Genomic DNA, 17,106 nt, shown 5'->3' with positions numbered 1-17,106 from the left:
GCAAAAAAGGCAGCCACGCGGGCTGCCTTTCTGACCTTTACGACGACTTGCGCGGCATGCCCAATCCGCCGAGCAAGGCCGCGAGCGGCTGCTTCGGCGCGCTCTTGCGCTCGGGCTCGACCGTTTCCTCCTGACGCTTCATCGCCGAGGGCGACGGCTCGTAGGGCTTCAGGAAAAACTCGTCGATGGGCTGCTGACGGCCGCGCGGACGATCATGCGTGCCCGCCGTGCGGCGGCGCGAGCCGGCTTCGTCGCGCGATCCGTGACGGTGCTCGGTGCGCTCCGAACGGCCGAAGCGCTCGTCGCGCCGCGGCGCGGACGTCGCACCATCGCGGCGCGCGCGCATCGTCACTTCGAGCGGCTCGACTTCGAGCGGACGCTTGATGAGCTTTTCGATGTCGGCGAGTTGCTTGCGCTCGTTCGCGCTGCACAGCGACAGCGCGTCGCCCGACGCGCCCGCGCGCCCCGTGCGGCCGATGCGGTGCACATAATCTTCCGCGTTGAACGGCAGGTCGAAGTTGATGACCGCCGGCAATTCGGCGATATCAAGACCGCGCGCGGCGACATCGGTGGCGACGAGCGCTTCGATCTCGCCGCGCTTGAACGCGTCGAGCGCCTGCATGCGCTCGCTTTGCGAACGGTCGCCGTGAATCGCCGTCGCGACGATGCCGTCCTTCTCCAGCACGCGCGCGAGCCGGCTCGCGCCGATCTTGCTGTTGCAGAACACGATCACCTGCTTCAGCTCGCGCTCGCGAATGAGCTGCGCGACCGCGCCGGATTTGTCGCTTTCATGAACCTCGAAGACGATCTGACGCACGTTCGTCGCGGTCGAATTGCTGCGGGCGACTTCGATCGTCTGCGGATTGCGCAGATACGTGGACGCGAGCTTCTTGATTTCCGGCGAGAACGTCGCGGAGAACAGCAGCGTCTGACGCTCCTTCGGCAGCAGATTCAGGATGCGTTGCAGGTCGGGCAGAAAGCCCATGTCGAGCATGCGGTCGGCTTCGTCGAGCACCAGCATCTGGACCTGGCCCAGATTGACCGTTTTCTGCTGGACGTGATCGAGCAGGCGTCCGGGCGTCGCGATCAGGATTTCGACGCCCCGGCGCAGCGCATCGGACTGCGGGTTCATGTCGACGCCGCCGAACACGACCGTGCTGCGCAGCGGCGTGTGCTTCGAGTACGTCTGCACGTTGGCGGCGACCTGATCGGCGAGTTCGCGCGTGGGCGTGAGCATCAGCGCGCGCACCGGATGGCGCGCCGGCGAGGCGCTCGTGTTCGCGCTCGGCAACAGGCGCTGGATGATCGGCAGCGAGAAACTCGCGGTCTTGCCGGTGCCGGTCTGCGCGGCGCCCATGACATCGCGGCCCGCGAGGACGACCGGAATCGCCTGCGCCTGGATCGGCGTGGGCGTGGTGTAGCCGGACTCGCGCACCGCCTTCAGGATGTCGGCGGCCAAACCGAACTGGTCGAACGTAGGCGCGGCGCCCAAAGCGGTGGACGTGTTCGTGGCGACGGAATCGGACATGGTGACTATATTGGCTATCGCAAATAATGCCGCTCGATGCGGCGCGCGTAAAAATCGGTCGGGTCGTTGGGTCGATCGTCGCGATCGCTTGCTTACGCGGATGGGTTTCGTGGGCGCACGCGATCGGCACATCGTGCGCGGCGCCGGGCTTGGGCGGCTGGTTTATCGTGTCTGGCGCGCCCGGTTCGAGCGCCGTTCGTTTCGATTCGTTTCGATTCGCGAGCCCGCGCCCAAATGGAACACGGCTTCGATGACGCCTTCAAGGCACGTGCATCGCTCGCTCGCGGTTCGTGGACGCCTCAGGCCGCGTACCGCTCGAACCGCCCGAACCGGCATCGACGGCGATGCCGGAAAACTCGAAATTCGGTCCGGCCGCGAATTCACAGCCGGAAAGCCGCACATTGTAGCACCGTGCGCCGCCCGGCTCCGGCGGCACGCCGCCGCGCCGGTCGAAGCCGAACCAGCACGCGGCGCGCCCGGCCCTACTTCTTGCGCGCCTCGCAATCGGCGAGCAGCGGCGGCGCGTCCTTCGCGGCCATTTCGTCGTAGAGATTGGCCTGCGGACCCTTGGTCCACCAGGTGTATTGATCGGCGACGTATTTCGCGCCCGATCCCGCGATCACGTTGACGAACAGCAGCTTGCGCCCGTCGACGGTCAGCGCCGCGAAGCTCTGATGGTTCCGGGTGTTGGTGTACTGCACGGACACGCTCTTGCCGTCCTTGCAGTCGTAGCGGGTCGTTTGCGTGGATGCGGTCTGGATCTGCGGCACGGTGAGCGGCATGGCGAGCGCGGTGTGGGCGCAGAGCGACGCGAGCAGCAAGGCGAAGAGCTTTTTCATCGTTCGGTTCGTGGTTCGTTGGATGCCGGTGCGTGGGCGATGGCGATGACGGATCGCGTCACGGGTCGATCACGTCCGCGCAGGCATCGGTGGGCGCGGCGGCGACGTGGCCGACGACCGGCACGATCTTCAGTCCCGCCGATGCGATCCGGCACGGCGCCGCCGCGAGGCCGCAGCCCGACAGTCCGATGGACGCCACGACGAGCGTGGCCAGTGCTTTCCAGTTCACGTTCTTGCTCCCGCCCGCGCTCGCGCGCCGCTTGCCTTGTTCGCTTCTCTTCGCTTAACTTGCCGCCACCGGCGTAACCTTCGACGCCGCGAGCCTTGCGCGCTCGCGCGCCTGCTCCGTGTCCGCGCCCGTCGCCAGCGCGACGCCCATGCGCCGCTTCGCGAAGCTTTCCGGCTTGCCGAACAGCCGCAGATCCGCGCCCGGCACGGCGAGCGCTTCAGCCACGCCCTCGAACGCGATGCCCGCTTGCTCCAGCCCGCCGTAGATCACGGCGGACGCGCCCGGCGTGGCGAGCGTGGTATCGACAGGCAAGCCGAGAATCGCGCGCGCATGCAGCTCGAACTCGGAGAAGCGCTGCGTCGCGAGCGTGACGAGGCCGGTGTCGTGCGGACGCGGGCTCACTTCCGAGAACCACACATCGTCGCCGCGCACGAAAAGCTCGACGCCGAAGAGCCCCCGGCCGCCCAGCGCGGTCGTCACCTTCGCGGCGACGTCGCGCGCTTTCGCGAGCGCGGCCGGACTCATCGCCTGCGGCTGCCACGATTCGACGTAATCGCCCGCCACCTGCACATGGCCGATCGGCTCGCAGAAATACGTCTGCGTCTCGCCGCTCGCCGCATCCGCCGCGCGCACCGTGAGCTGCGTGATTTCATAGTCGAAGTCGATGAAACCCTCGACGATCACACGCCCGTGATTCACGCGGCCGCCCGCCATCGCGTACTGCCACGCGGGTTCGATATCCGCGTCGCTTTTCAGCACCGACTGCCCCTTGCCCGACGAGGACATCACCGGTTTCACCACGCACGGGAAGCCGATCGTGCCGATCGCCGCCTTCATCTCGTCGAGCGATTGCGCGAACGCATACGGCGAAGTCGGCAGCCCGAGCTCCTCGGCGGCGAGACGCCGGATGCCTTCGCGGTTCATCGTGAGCTGCGTGGCGCGCGCGGTCGGAATGACGGTCGCGAGCCCGGCCGATTCGATTTCGGCGAGCGCATCGGTCGCGATCGCCTCGATCTCCGGCACGATCAGATGCGGCCGCTCCTGTTCGACGAGCGCGCGCAACGCTGCGCCGTCCGTCATGTCGATGACGTGCGCGCGATGCGCAACCTGATGCCCCGGCGCATTCGCGTAACGATCGACCGCGATCACTTCCACACCCAGACGCTGCAACGCGATGATCACTTCCTTGCCGAGTTCGCCCGCGCCGAGCAGCATCACGCGCGTCGCGTTGGGGGACAGCGGCGTACCGATGCGCAAGGCGCCGGGACGGAAAGGATCGGTCTGCATGAGTGCTCCAGGGATCGGTCGAGTGGCGAGGCCGGCCATGCTCGAAAGCCGGGTGGGCCGCGATATTGAATGGCCGCGATGTTAACACGCAGCGCGCGCACCGGCACTTTGCCGTCCGGCTTGCCGACAGCGTCGTCACAGACGGTATTGACACGCGAACGCGCACCGGAATTCCCCGCGCGGTCGCCGCTTGCATCGGCGTTGCCAGGACGCCGCCGATCATTTTGTTGCATCCGGAAGCTGGACAAATCGTAGGACGCGTGCGATACCCTTACGGTTTCGCCAGCTTCAGGATCATCGATGCCCAGTCCCTTCCTTCGCGCGTCCGCTACCGTTTTTTCCCGGCCGCGCTCATCGTCAGGTTTCCTGTCGCGCCGCAAAGCATGGCTCTCGCTGGTTTCCCGCACTTGCACGCTGATTGCCGCCGCGAGCATCGCCGCCGGCTGCGCGATGCCGAAACACCCGGATGTGGCGGCCCCGCCCACGGATCCCTATAATCCCGCCGCCACGCAGTTGCTCGACGACACGCAATGGGCGCTCACGAGCTGGACCGACGCGAGCGGCCAGCCGCGCGCCGTGCCGCATGCGGGCGAGAACGCCGCGCAGCCGCTCACGCTCGATTTTTCGACCGCGAGCGGGCATCGCCGGGCGAGCGGCTTTTCGGGCTGCAACCGCTTCAGCGGCGCCTACGATCTCAAGAACGGCAAGCTCACGTTCGGCCCGCTCGCCGGCACCCGCATGGCGTGCGTCTCCGGCGCGGGCGCCGCGCTCGAGCGGCCGTATCTCGACGCGCTCGCGCACGTCGCAAAAAGCGGCGTGCAGATGAATCCTCCGCAAGCGCTGCAACTCACGCTCGACGACGGTCAGGTGCTCACCTTCGCGCCACGCGCCGGGAAGTAAGGAGCGCGCCGCGCGCATTGTCGAAACAGGTGTTGCGTACTTGCGGCAGGCGCGTCGCACATGCGCGGCACCCGTTAAACTGCTCCATCGAACAGCCCGGACCGCAGGCGGCATCGCCGTGGCCGGGCAGCAGTCTCATCCGTTTGACACAACATTGATTCAATCTCAGGCATGCACATGGTAGTTCTCGGCTGGTTCGGTGCATCGGTCGTCTGGTTTCTTCCGCTTCTCTGGCGCATCGTCAGGCTCGCGCTGCCGGGCGGCACGCGCGGTGCAGGCACGATCCGTCTCTGGCTCGGCTTCGTCGCCGTGCTGCTCGCGAGCAGCACGCTCGAAGGTGCGCTCGCGGGCTCGTTCGAAACGCAGGTGAATATCAATCGCTGCGGACGCGCGCTCGCCTCGGGCCTGAGCGGCATCGCGCATCCGGGCGGCGCGGCCGCGATCGCGGCGCTGGTGCTCGCGATCTTCCTGCCGTGGCTCGTCGAATTCAGCTGGCGCTCGGTGCTGGCCTGGGCCGACGAGGCGTTCGGCTTCGGCCTGCCGCAAAGCTGGCTCACGCCGCGCGAGCGCGAGAGCGAGCCGCGGCAAAGCGCGCCGGGCCGCGACAAAATCGCGAGCTGGTTTGCGCGCCGCCCCCGCGCGAAGACACCTCGCGAGTCCCAGGAGCGCGGCCATCGCGCGGAGCGTTTCGATGCGTCGTCATCGCGCATTGCGCCCGACGAACCCACGCTCGGCCTGCCAACCGGCAATCGCAGCAGCCGTTATCAGCGGCCGACCGTGTGGCGGCCGCCCGCGGTGGGCAAGAACGCCGGCCGCGCCGCCGCGGCCAGCGCGAGCGCCGTGGCCACTGCCGAAGCGTATGCGAAACGTCCCGCCTTCGAGGCGGCCGGCGTCCCGCGGCCGGCCACGCACACTGAACCCGTCGCGCCTTCGGGCTGGTTGAATCCGCCCGTGTCTTCGGCGAATCGCGATGCCCGCGCGCCGTTCCCGCCGCGTCAGGCGTCCGCGTTCGAGCCGTCGGGATCGGGCTTGCGCGCGTCCGTCGCTGCCGACGAGCCGCGTGCCCGGACGCAGCCGACGCCCGCGCCGCGCGTGGATCGTCCGCGCAGTCCGCCGTCTTCGATGCCCGCGCAACGGAGCACGGGCGCGGCGAGCCTGTCGACGTCCGTCGCGCCGGCTGGGCATGCCGCGCGCGGGGCATCGTTGCCACAATCTCAGCAGCCGCCGCAAGGGTTCAGACGCCCGCTCGCGCGCCCGGTCGCGAGCGCCGCCCCGCGCGAGTTCGCGTCGGCGCCGCTCGCCGCGCCCGCGTTCTCGCGCCCGGCCGCGCCGCTCGGACCGCCCTCGCCGCCGCCCGCGCCCGACGCCATTCAGGCGACGCTGCGTTCCATCGAGGAAAAGACCGCGTTGTGGACGTCGCTGGCGGGCGCGAGCCTCGCTCGCGGACACGTCGCGATGGCGCGCGCGGGTCAGTCGGCCATTCCGCCGGAGGCCGAAGCGCCGGCGTTGGCAGCGGCGCCGAGCGATGAGCCTGCCGTGGAATCCGTCGAAATCCCGCGCGCTGAACCGTCGATAGCGCCGATTACGCCGATAGTGCCGCCCACACCCGCGCCCACGATCGAAGACCACGACGACCTACCGCTGATCGACGCCCTGGCGATCGCGCCCGCGCTCGTCGAGCCGCCGCCGCTTTTCGACATCCGCCTGCCTGAGCCGCCGCTCGCAGAAGCCGTGGCCGAGCCGATCGCACCGCCGCAACCCGCTTCGCCGCCGGCCAGCGAAATCGCCACGATCGAGGCGCAAGCGCCCGCGCCCATCGAAATGCTGTCCGAGCCGCCGTCGCCCCAGATTGAGGAGCCGATTGCCGTTTTGCCCCCGGTGCATGACGCGCGCGAGATCGCGCAGACGCCGCCGTGGCTCGACGCCGTCGATTCGGGCAGCGAAGAGCGCGAGCCCCCTCCCCCGTCGCTCGTGCACATCGCCGATGAACCGGTCGCGGCACTCGAAGCGCCAGCCGAGCTCGAAGAGGACGCGGACGCGCCTGAAGCCGAGCGCCAGGCGGCGGGCGACGAATTCGCGTCGCCGTCGAACGTCGTGCGCTTTCCCATCGCGACCAGCGTGGCGGCCGCGCACGCCGAAAGCCGGCCAAGCACGCCGCCCGGCTCCCCGCCCGAACCCCGCGCACCCGTGCGGGGCTCCGCGCCTGCCGAATTCGAGTTCCACGCGCCGCACGCATCAGCGGTGGAATTGCCGACGCTCGATCTGCTCGAACCCGCCTCGGACGAAGCCGAACCCGTTTCCGAAGAGCACCTCGCCGAAACCGGCCTGTTGATCGAGCAGCGCCTTCAGGAATTCAAGGTGCCGGTGACGGTGGTCGGCGCATCGGCCGGTCCGGTCATCACGCGCTTCGAGGTCGAGCCGGCGCTCGGCGTGCGCGGCAGCCAGATCGTCGGGCTGATGAAGGATCTGTCGCGCGGGCTCGGCCTCACGTCGATCCGCGTCGTCGAGACGATTCCCGGCAAGACCTGCATGGGCCTGGAACTGCCGAACGCGAAGCGTCAGATGATCCGGCTTTCGGAGATTCTCGAGGCCGACGTCTACCGCAGCTCGAAGTCCAATCTGACGATCGCGATGGGCAAGGACATCATCGGCAATCCGGTCGTGACGGATCTCGCGAAGGCGCCGCACATGCTCGTCGCGGGCACGACGGGCTCGGGCAAGTCGGTGGCGATCAACGCGATGATCCTCTCGCTGCTCTACAAGGCGAAGCCCGAGGACGTGCGCCTCATCATGATCGACCCGAAGATGCTGGAATTGTCCGTCTACGAGGGCATTCCGCATCTGCTCGCACCGGTCGTGACCGACATGAAGCTCGCGTCGAACGCGCTCAACTGGTGCGTCGGCGAAATGGAGAAGCGCTACCGGCTGATGTCGGCGGTCGGCGTGCGCAATCTGCAAGGCTTCAACCAGAAGATCCGCAATACCGAAGCCGCGGGCAAGAAGCTCACGAACCCGTTCTCGCTGACGCCCGATGCGCCCGAGCCGCTGTCCACGCTGCCGCTCATCGTCGTGATCATCGACGAACTGGCCGATTTGATGATGGTCGCCGGCAAGCAGATCGAGCAGTTGATCGCGCGGCTCGCGCAAAAGGCGCGCGCGGCGGGCATTCACCTGATTCTCGCGACGCAACGGCCTTCGGTGGACGTGATCACCGGCCTCATCAAGGCGAATATTCCGACGCGCGTGGCGTTCCAGGTGTCGTCGAAGATCGATTCGCGCACGATTCTCGACCAGATGGGCGCGGAATCGCTGCTCGGCGCGGGCGACATGCTGTTCCTGCCGCCCGGCACGGGCTATCCGCAGCGCGTGCACGGCGCGTTCGTCGCGGACGAGGAAGTGCATCGCGTGGTCGAGCATCTGAAGCAGTTCGGCGAGCCCGAGTACGAGGAAGGCATTCTGTCCGGCCCGACCGCCGAGGGCGGCACGCCCGACCTCTTCGGCGACACGCCCGACGCCGAAGCCGATCCGCTCTACGACGAAGCCGTGGCCTTCGTCGTGCGCACGCGGCGCGCGTCGATTTCGTCGGTGCAGCGGCAATTGCGCATCGGCTATAACCGCGCGGCGCGGCTCGTCGAGCAGATGGAAAGCGCCGGCCTCGTCTCGCCGATGGGCAGCAACGGCAACCGCGAAGTGCTCGCGCCGCCCGGCCCGGCGGACTGACGCGGCGCGGGCTTCACCAGAGCCGCAAGCGGCGCAACAGGAAGATCGTGATGGCGGCGCAGGCCGCCATCACGCCGATCACGATCCAGAACGAAACGGGATCTTTCGTGCCCGGCAGCCCGGCCACGTTCATGCCGAAGATGCCCGTCACGAGCGTTGCGGGCAACAGCAACGCGGACATGATCGCGAGCCACAGCAGCTTGCGGTTGATGTCTTCCGAAAGCGCCGCGGCGATTTCATCCTGCAAGAGCTTCGCGCGCTCGTAGAGCCCTTCCAGCCCGCCGCCCAGACCGTTCAGCACCTGAATCGCCTGGACGAGCGCTTCCATCGAACGCGGCTCGGCCCATTCCAGCTTGCGCAGCACGAGCTGGGTCAGCGCGTTGCGCTCCGGGTCGATGAAGCGCCGCACTTCCACGAGACGCCGCCGCACATCGCCCAGCACCGAGCGGCACTTCACGTGACCGCCTTCGAGCACGCTTTCCTCGACATCGTCGAGACAGTCGCCGATTTCGTCGATGCGGTCCGCGAAAGTCTCGTTCAGCGCGCGAATCAATCCCGCGAAGAGATCGACGGTGTCGCGGAACGTCGTGCCTTCGAGCACGGCGTGGCGCAGCCGGTCGGTCGATTCGAGCGGCCGCGCGCGCACCGTGATCATGCGGTGCCGGTCGACGTAAAAGCGCAGCGCGCCGGTCGCGCGGTTCACCTCGCGCGCGCCGGGCGCGGCGGCATCCGGCGTCTTCGCCACGAGTTCGAGGTCCGCGACGACGCCATACATGAAGTTCGAGCCGATATGCACGCGCGGACGCTTGTCCTCGCCGTTCAGGAACTCGCGCGCGACATCGGGCATCGACGTGACGCCTTCGAGCCAGCCTTCGACGGTATCGTCGTTCGCGGACAAGTGCAGCCACGTCGGGCCGTCGCCCACGACCGCATCGCGCGCTTCGTCCCACGTGAGCCGCAACGCCTCGCCGCCGGCGAAGCTGAACGCGCTGATGAAACCCGGCGGCGCGGCCTCCTTGCGCTTGAGCGGGCGTTCATTGGCGTCGAGCGGGTGAGCGGTGTTCAATCGTGTGTTTCCTGCCATTGCCTTTCAAATTTCCTCAGTACACCTTTCAGTCGCGCGCTGTCGCATGGCGCCGTGCGGATTGCATCGTACTAGAACTCATAGCGGCCCCAGAAAAACGCCACGTCGCCGTCGTTCAGGCCAGGAATGCGCGGGATGAAGGTCGCCATCGCCGAGGCGCGCTGAAAGCGCACGGAACCGATCGGCAGCGCGAGCGGCAACGGCAGGTAATGCGCGATATCGCTGCGCGCCGTCACGCCGACGAAGAATCCGCCCCCCGCCTGCAAGCCGCCCAGCACCGGCTTCGTGTACCACTGTCGCGCATAGCCGCCGATCGGCTGGACGTTGTGATGCGAGTCCGAAAAAGCGAACGCGAACAGAATGTCCTCGTTGCCGTTCGCATCGGTCCAGTGCTTGCCCGCGCCGCCGCCGTACGACCACGGGTTCAACTCGCTGCGGTTGTCGAAGCCGTCGATGTGCCAGCCATAGCCGGTCACATACAGATCCCACGTGCCTTCGTGCGCGACGCGCATCACGCGCTCGCACGCCGACGAGATCCAGTCCCGTTGATAGTCGCAGTCCGTGCCGCTCGCAAGGACGGCGAGCGGCGCGCATAGCGTCGATACCGTGACCGCCTTGACCCATGTGCTTTTCATGGTCGCGAACCGGTCGTCATCCGCTCACGAAGGCGACACGAACTTGAAATCCACCGGCGAGCCGATCGACAGGCGCTTCGGGTCCGACGCGAGTTCGCCCGATTCCGGATCGCGGCGGAAGAAATAGGCGCTGTCGCTTTCCTGATTGCCGACGACGAGCCAGCGCCCGGTCGGATCGATGGCGAATTCGCGCGGCGTCTTGCCGAGCGTCGGATAACGCTTGACGAGCTTCAGATGCCCGTTTTTCGGATCGACCGAGAACGCGACGATCTCGTTCGCATCGCCGCGATTCGTCGCGTAGAGGAAGCGCCCGTCCGGCGACAGATGGATCGCGCCGCCGCCGATCTTGCCTCTGAAGCCCGGCGCGATCATCGATACGGTCTGAACTTGCGTGAGCTTGCCGTCGCGATAATCGAACACGAGCACCGACGCGTTCAGTTCGGTCGTCAGATAGGCGCGCCTGCCGCTTTCGTCGAATATCAGATGGCGCGGGCCGGAGCCCGGCGCGACGGGCGCGTAGCGCGCTTCGGTCGGCCCGAACAGCCCGCGCTTCGACTGCGACGGATCGGGCGTGTAGCGATACGCGAACACCTTGTCGACGCCGAGATCCTGTGCGAAAAGATACTTGCCGTCGGGCGAGAAGACGGTCGAGTGGACGTGCGAATTGTCCTGCCGCCCTTTGACCGGGCCGCCGCCCTCGTGATGCACCGTCAGCACCGACGTACCCAACTGACCGTTCGCCGCGAGCGGAAAGACGGCGAAACTGCCGCCCGGATTGGACGCGACCGAATAGTTGGCGGTCAGCAGATATTTGCCGTCGGGCGAGATCGCCAGATAGCACGGATCGTTGCCGTCCGAGGAAACGCGGTTCAGAAAGCTCAACTGGCCAGTCGCGCGATCAAAGCGAAACGCGCTCACGCCGCCGCGCTGCGTTGCCGGGCCGTTGTCGCCGGGCAATTCGTTCACCGCGTACACGTAATTCCGGTCGCGGCTCACGACGAGATACGACGGATTCACCGTCTGCGCCGACGCGATGCGCGACAGTTCGCCATTGCCCGTATCGAAGCGATAGACATAGATGCCTTCGCTCTTGCCGCCGCCGGTATAAGTGCCGACGAGCAGATCGAAGACCGGGCCGCCCGACGCGCCCACGGCGGCCGTGCCGCTCGCAGCGCCAGGCGTGGCGGGCGTGGCCGACGTGGCCGACGCCGGGGCGGATTGCGCGAACGCCTGCGCCGCCGCCAGCGACAGCATCAGCGCCATGCCTCTCGCCCACGCGACGGTTCTGGCGCGCATCGGGCGCGCGTCTTGCAAGAGCGGCATCAGCGCGTTCGCGCCGAATGGATGGCTCGGGTGCATGAAACCTCCTCATCGTTTCTTTGCCGCTTGTTTTCGGAGCAAGGCGAAGCGATGCGAGCGCGCGGCATCGCGAAGCCCGCGACGTGCGGGAGCAAGTTCCGCTCCAAAGGCGCCGGCGCCATCGCGAAAGATGGCTCGCAGCCAAGATACACCACCGCGCCACAGGTCAACCGACACGATTCGAATCAACAACAGGAGTTGCCGCGATGACTATCCATCTAAGCCTTGCCCCGCTGGTTTCGCTGATTGCCGGGATTCTGATTCTCGTGATGCCGCGGCTTCTCAACTTCATCGTCGCGATCTATCTGATCGTGATCGGTCTGATCGGCTTGTTCGGCATGGGATCGGCGCATTTCTGACGTTTCGACGGTCGCACGCGCGAAGACGAACGAACGCACGCGCACGGACTGAACCGCTCGCGTGCGCAAAGTGTCACGAAAAAAGTACAGGTGGAAGTACGCGCGGTCCTGCCGCGCCAGAATCTGCGCGCGTCAGCCGTTCGCGAGCTGATCGAGACGCAGGCGCCCCTGCAACGACAACGCGCCGACCGAAACGCCGGCGACACCGAAGCTATAGCGGCTGAAACAGGCGCGTTCGGTGAGAAAGGCCGCGGCGGTGACCATTGCGTTGCGCGACAGGCCGAGATGGGTGTGATCGAGCGCGAGGAGCGTGTCGGCGTCCGGGACGCGGCTCGCGGCGGAAAGAATGGCGATGCAGTCAGCTTTCGACGGATAGAGCATGGGTTCTGTTCCTCGAAAACGCTACGTTAAGGTACGTAAAGGACCGGCGGGAGCGGCCGGGATCATGCTTGAAAGACGCGCGAAAGGTCAAAGAGTTTCAGCCGCACCGCGTAACAAGAAGAAACAAGGGAAACCGCGCCGAAAGCTTTCGCGAAACTTCATTGTAAACATCAGTCGAATGTTTTTTCAACGGATTCATCGGCGCTTCGTTCGCGCTTTTCCGCCAGTTGCCCGCGGCATGCCGTCGCATGCCGCATGGCGCGGCGCGCTGCGTGCCCGGCCCGCTTTTCTGCTCGGATCGAACGAATGCGGCAGAATGCGGCCAGAAAGCATGCGTGACGTCCCGTATGTCGTGGACGCGGCGCTTGCCCGGAGCACGCTCGCAGCATGCGTCCCGGATCTCCCGCTCAACCCGCGGCGCGCGCTTTGGTTCGGCCCGTGCCGCCAGGAGGATGATGTTCGCTCATGCCTGCACTGATTGAAGACTATGCGATGGTCGGCGACGGCCACACCGCCGCTCTCATTTCCCGCGAAGGCTCGGTCGACTGGCTGTGCTGGCCGCGCTTCGATTCCGGCGCGTGTTTCGCCGCGCTGCTCGGCACGCCGGAGCACGGACGATGGCTGATCGCCCCGGAGATGGCCGACGGCGAGATGCCCGTCATCAAACGCCGCTACCGCGAGGACACCCTCGTCCTCGAGACCGATTTCGAAACGCCGCAGGGCGCGGTGACGATCGTCGACTTCATGCCGCTGCGCAACGGGCATTCGGAACTCGTGCGCATCGTGATCGGACGGCGCGGCACCGTGCGCATGAAGATGGAACTGGTCCTGCGCTTCGATTACGGCTCGGCCGTGCCCTGGGTCAGCCGCCTGCCCGACGACAGCGGCATCCGCGCGATCGCCGGACCCGATCTGGCGGTGCTGCGCACGCCCGTCGAGCTCGTCGGCGAAAACATGCATACGACGGCCTGCTTCGATGTGAGCGCCGGCGAGCGCGTGCCCTTTTCGCTGTGCTATTCGCAATCGCATCTGCGCGTGCCGCATGCGTCCGATCCGCATACGCAGCTTGCGCGCACCGAGAACCACTGGCGCGAATGGTCGGGCCAGAGCGAGCTCAAGGGCCAGTGGGCGCCGGCTATTCGCCGCTCGCTCATCACCTTGAAGGCGCTCGCCTACGAGCCGACCGGCGGCATCGTCGCGGCGCCGACCACCTCGCTGCCCGAGCAACTGGGCGGCACGCGCAACTGGGATTATCGATACTGCTGGCTGCGCGATGCGACCATCACCCTGCTCGCGATGATGCGCGGCGGCTACTACGACGAAGCCCGCGCGTGGCGGGCGTGGCTCGGCCGCGTGATGGCCGGCTCGCCCTCGCAGATCCAGATCATGTACGGCATCGCGGGCGAGCGCCGCCTGCCCGAGTGGGAAATCCCGTGGCTGCCGGGCTATGAGGGCGCGGCGCCGGTGCGCATCGGCAACGGCGCGGTCGACCAGTTGCAGATCGACGTCTATGGCGAAGTGATGAACGCGCTGCACCTCGCGCGTGTCGGCGGCCTGCAGACCGACGAGACGGCATGGTCAATCCAGTGCGCGATGCTGGAGCACCTCGACACGATCTGGGATCGACCCGACGAAGGCATCTGGGAAGTGCGTGGCGGGCCCCAACACTTCACCTTTTCGAAGGTCATGGCGTGGGTCGCGTACGACCGCGCGATCAAGTCGGCGGAGAAGTTCGAGCTGCCCGGTCCGATCGACCACTGGCGGGAGATGCGCGCGCGCATCCGCGCCGAAGTGCTGAAGAAAGGCTGGAACCCGAAGCTGAACTCGTTCACGCAGGCGTACGGCAGCGACGCGCTCGACGCAAGCCTGCTGCTTATTCCCTTGCTCGGATTTTTGCCGCCAAAAGATCCGCGAGTGACCGGAACCGTACATGCGATCGAGACCGATTTGACGCACGATGGTCTTGTCAAGCGCTATCACACCGCCGAAGTCTCCGACGGACTGCCGCCTGGGGAAGGCACGTTTCTAGCTTGTAGCTTCTGGCTGGTCGACAACCTGGCGTTGCAGGGCCGGATCGACGAGGCGCACCGGATGTTCGAGCGCCTTGTCGGTCTCGCGAACGACGTCGGCTTGCTGGCCGAGGAGTACGACACGGTGGCGAAGCGCATGGTGGGCAACTTTCCGCAGGCTTTCACCCACGTGGCGCTGGTGCACACGGGGATGAACCTGATGCGGCACGAGGAAGAGATGGCCAAGGCGACCGGCCAGCCGACTGGCTCGGAGAACCACGAAGACGCGGACGCCCCCGCTGCGGTCGATGCGGCGGCGGGAAAATCTTAAATAGCTGTTTTGTTTGGCGAAAACGGGCGGCGCACGGTAATATTGGTGCAATGCACAAAAGTTAGTATTCGCAGATGTGTTGTTTCCAGGCCGGCAATTTCAACCTGTTGGTTGAATTGAACATTTAATGCGCGGAAAATCTTGCCTAGACTCAAGGATTTGTTGCTGAGGGTCGATAACGCGCAGGTGGCAACACAGAAAAGGCATGCAGCGTCGCAGGAAAGACAGTGCCCCGCAGCGCGGCGACAGCCCGTCGCGCCGCCGGGGATCTTCGAATGCCGTTGAAGCTCATCCCCGGGAGGTTTGCCGGGATCAACGGGCGTACCGGTTTCACCGGAGTTACTGGGGCAACCATGCTCTATCAAATTCACGAATTTCAGCGAGCCGTGCTGTCTCCCCTCACAGCATGGGCCCAGGCCGCATCGAAGTCGTTCGTCAACCCGGCCAGCCCCCTCGCCTACGTTCCCGGTTCGAGCCGTCTGGCCGCCGCGTACGAGTTGCTCTACCGGCTTGGCAAAGACTACGAAAAGCCCGAGTTCAGCATTCATCAGATCGTCAAGGACGGCCATAACATTCCGATCGTCGAGCAGACGGTCGTCGAAAAGCCGTTCTGCCGCCTGCTGCGCTTCAAGCGCTTCGCGGACGACAGCGGCACCGTCACCAAGCTCAAGAACGAGCCGATCGTGCTCGTGTGCGCGCCGCTTTCCGGCCATCACTCGACACTCCTGCGCGATACGGTGAAGACCCTGTTGCAGGACCACAAGGTCTACATCACCGACTGGATCGACGCGCGCATGGTGCCGATCGAGAATGGCCCGTTCCATCTGGACGATTACGTCGCGTACATTCAGGAATTCATCCGCCATATCGGCGCGAAAGATCTGCACGTGATCTCGGTGTGTCAGCCGACCGTGCCGGTGCTCGCCGCCATTTCGCTGATGGCGAGCCGCGGCGAAGACACGCCGCGCACCATGACGATGATGGGCGGCCCGATCGACGCGCGCCGCAGCCCCACGTCCGTCAACTCGCTCGCCAATGAGCATTCCTACGAGTGGTTCGAGAACAACGTCATCTACACGGTGCCGGCGAACTATCCGGGCGTCGGCCGCAAGGTGTATCCGGGCTTCCTGCAGCACGCGGGCTTCGTCGCGATGAATCCGGAGCGCCACCTTACGGCCCATTGGGACTTCTATCAAAACCTGCTGCGCGGCGACGATGACGACGCCGAACAGCACCGCCGTTTCTACGACGAATACAACGCCGTGCTCGACATGGCCGCCGAGTATTATCTGGAGACCATCCGCGTCGTGTTCCAGGAGTTCCGGCTCGCGGAAGGCACGTGGGAAGTCGAAGGCGAGCTCGTGCGTCCGCAGGACATCAAGCACACGGCGCTCTTCACGATCGAAGGCGAACTCGACGATATTTCCGGCAGCGGCCAGACGCGCGCCGCGCACGATCTGTGCACCGGCCTCCCGGCGAAGCACAAGCGGCATTTCACGGCGGAAAAGGCCGGCCACTACGGCATTTTCTCGGGCCGGCGCTGGCGCACGATGGTGTATCCGCAATTGCGCGAGTTCATCCTCGAACACGACAAGACGCCGAAAACCGAAGCGGTGCCGGCGTGAACGTCTGAGCTTAAAAGCGTCGAAACCGATTCCATCGCATCAAACGAAAACGTCGCGCCCTGCAAAAGGCGCGACGTTTTTTCTTCGGGCAACGCGTGCGCGAAGTTCGCGAATCAGCGGCGCGTCAGATACGCCATCAGCAATTCGGTATTCATCCGCACGATCTGATCGCGCTGCCCCTGCTCGCTGAAGTCGAGCCCGAAAGTGGCTTCCAGCGTGAAGCGATTCGAGACGATGTAATAGCCGAGCCCCGACAGAATGATGTAGAACTTGAGCGGATCGACATCGGTGCGAAACAATCCTGCCTTCTGTCCGCGATCGAGAATGGCCGTGAGCGTCGCGACGATAGGCGAAATGAGCTCGCGTATTCGATTCGATCCTTTGATATACCGCGCTTCGTGCAGATTTTCGTTATTGATGAGCCGCAAAAGCTCGGGATGGTCGCGGTAATAATCCCAGACGAAATGCGCGAGGCGCGTCATGGCTTCGATGGGCGCAATGCCGTCGAGTTCGAGCGTGCGCTCGGCGTCGACGAGCGCGGCAAGCGCGTGTTCCAGCACCGCCGTGAATAACTGCTCCTTGCTACCGAAGTAGTAATAGAGCATGCGCTCATTGGTCTCCGCCCGGCGCGCAATTTGATCGACGCGAGCGCCGAACAGCCCACCGGCCGCGAATTCCTCTGCGGCGGCAAGCAAAATACGGCGCCGGGTGCCTTCCGGATCTCTTTTGATTTTCGGCTGATTCATGATGGCATGACTCGGGAGCCGCGTTGCCGGGTTAGCGTCACGCGGCCCGCAATGGGGTACATGACGTGAACGGG

General features: G+C 65.9%; 14 protein-coding genes. 5 read left to right on the top strand and 9 right to left on the bottom strand.

The features are described from left to right. Nucleotides 1-37: 37 nt before the first annotated feature. The 4 genes from AWB70_RS04065 to purT form a co-directional block, all read right to left on the bottom strand. The gene (locus AWB70_RS04065) at nt 38-1,528 is read right to left on the bottom strand and encodes a DEAD/DEAH box helicase (protein WP_053567779.1); all 1,491 of its coding nucleotides are present in this window, start codon (nt 1,526-1,528) and stop codon (nt 38-40) included. Nucleotides 1,529-2,010: 482 nt separating this feature from the next. Further along, complete coding sequence (locus tag AWB70_RS04060; RefSeq protein WP_053567778.1) at nt 2,011-2,367, bottom strand: MliC family protein; 357 nt, start codon at nt 2,365-2,367, stop codon at nt 2,011-2,013. A 58-nt stretch (nt 2,368-2,425) separates the two neighbouring features. Next, entirely contained in the window at nt 2,426-2,596 is a 171-nt protein-coding gene (locus AWB70_RS38945; RefSeq protein ID WP_167350980.1) for a DUF6726 family protein, read from the bottom strand. Nucleotides 2,597-2,650: 54 nt separating this feature from the next. Then, on the bottom strand, nt 2,651-3,883 hold the full coding sequence (gene purT, locus AWB70_RS04055; RefSeq protein WP_053567776.1) for a formate-dependent phosphoribosylglycinamide formyltransferase: 1,233 nt from the start codon (nt 3,881-3,883) through the stop codon (nt 2,651-2,653). A gap of 300 nt (nt 3,884-4,183) precedes the next feature. On the opposite strand from purT, the gene AWB70_RS04050 reads away from it, so the two are divergent. Both AWB70_RS04050 and AWB70_RS04045 read left to right on the top strand, forming a co-directional pair. Next, complete coding sequence (locus AWB70_RS04050) at nt 4,184-4,783, top strand: META domain-containing protein (RefSeq protein WP_053567775.1); 600 nt, start codon at nt 4,184-4,186, stop codon at nt 4,781-4,783. A 171-nt stretch (nt 4,784-4,954) separates the two neighbouring features. Then, complete coding sequence (locus AWB70_RS04045; protein ID WP_063177195.1) at nt 4,955-8,503, top strand: DNA translocase FtsK; 3,549 nt, start codon at nt 4,955-4,957, stop codon at nt 8,501-8,503. A 13-nt stretch (nt 8,504-8,516) separates the two neighbouring features. Here the strand turns inward: AWB70_RS04045 and AWB70_RS04040 are convergent, their stop codons facing one another. The 3 genes from AWB70_RS04040 to AWB70_RS04030 form a co-directional block, all read right to left on the bottom strand. Then, on the bottom strand, nt 8,517-9,569 hold the full coding sequence (locus AWB70_RS04040; protein ID WP_063786671.1) for a CorA family divalent cation transporter: 1,053 nt from the start codon (nt 9,567-9,569) through the stop codon (nt 8,517-8,519). An 89-nt stretch (nt 9,570-9,658) separates the two neighbouring features. Beyond that, the gene (locus AWB70_RS04035) at nt 9,659-10,222 is read right to left on the bottom strand and encodes an antimicrobial peptide resistance and lipid A acylation PagP (protein WP_053567773.1); all 564 of its coding nucleotides are present in this window, start codon (nt 10,220-10,222) and stop codon (nt 9,659-9,661) included. Nucleotides 10,223-10,246: 24 nt separating this feature from the next. After that, nucleotides 10,247-11,581 (bottom strand): lactonase family protein, encoded by a 1,335-nt coding sequence (locus AWB70_RS04030; RefSeq protein ID WP_053567772.1) that lies wholly within the window; start codon nt 11,579-11,581, stop codon nt 10,247-10,249. Between the two features lie 206 nt (nt 11,582-11,787). On the opposite strand from AWB70_RS04030, the gene AWB70_RS04020 reads away from it, so the two are divergent. Then, nucleotides 11,788-11,940 carry a DUF3096 domain-containing protein gene (locus tag AWB70_RS04020; protein ID WP_014190884.1) on the top strand — a complete coding sequence of 51 codons (153 nt, stop codon included), beginning with the start codon at nt 11,788-11,790 and terminating at the stop codon, nt 11,938-11,940. Between the two features lie 132 nt (nt 11,941-12,072). Here the strand turns inward: AWB70_RS04020 and AWB70_RS04015 are convergent, their stop codons facing one another. Next, nucleotides 12,073-12,321 (bottom strand): hypothetical protein, encoded by a 249-nt coding sequence (locus tag AWB70_RS04015; RefSeq protein WP_053567770.1) that lies wholly within the window; start codon nt 12,319-12,321, stop codon nt 12,073-12,075. Between the two features lie 465 nt (nt 12,322-12,786). Between AWB70_RS04015 and AWB70_RS04005 the strand changes: the two genes are divergently transcribed. Further along, a complete protein-coding gene (locus tag AWB70_RS04005) occupies nt 12,787-14,661 on the top strand; it encodes a glycoside hydrolase family 15 protein (protein WP_014190882.1) in 1,875 nt (624 codons plus the stop codon). 353 nt (nt 14,662-15,014) lie between these two features. Then, nucleotides 15,015-16,286 carry a polyhydroxyalkanoate depolymerase gene (locus tag AWB70_RS04000; RefSeq protein WP_014190880.1) on the top strand — a complete coding sequence of 424 codons (1,272 nt, stop codon included), beginning with the start codon at nt 15,015-15,017 and terminating at the stop codon, nt 16,284-16,286. A 113-nt stretch (nt 16,287-16,399) separates the two neighbouring features. On the opposite strand, the gene AWB70_RS03995 is transcribed toward AWB70_RS04000, so the two are convergent. After that, nucleotides 16,400-17,032, bottom strand: a complete 633-nt coding sequence (locus tag AWB70_RS03995; protein ID WP_014190879.1) for a TetR/AcrR family transcriptional regulator — start codon at nt 17,030-17,032, stop codon at nt 16,400-16,402. Nucleotides 17,033-17,106: the final 74 nt, after the last annotated feature.

Origin of the sequence: Caballeronia cordobensis (assembly GCF_001544575.2) — a bacterium.
GTDB classification, from domain to species: Bacteria; Pseudomonadota; Gammaproteobacteria; order Burkholderiales; family Burkholderiaceae; genus Caballeronia; species Caballeronia cordobensis.
The sequence above is the reverse complement of the archived record's forward strand: the minus strand, read 5'-3'. Positions and strand labels throughout refer to the sequence as shown.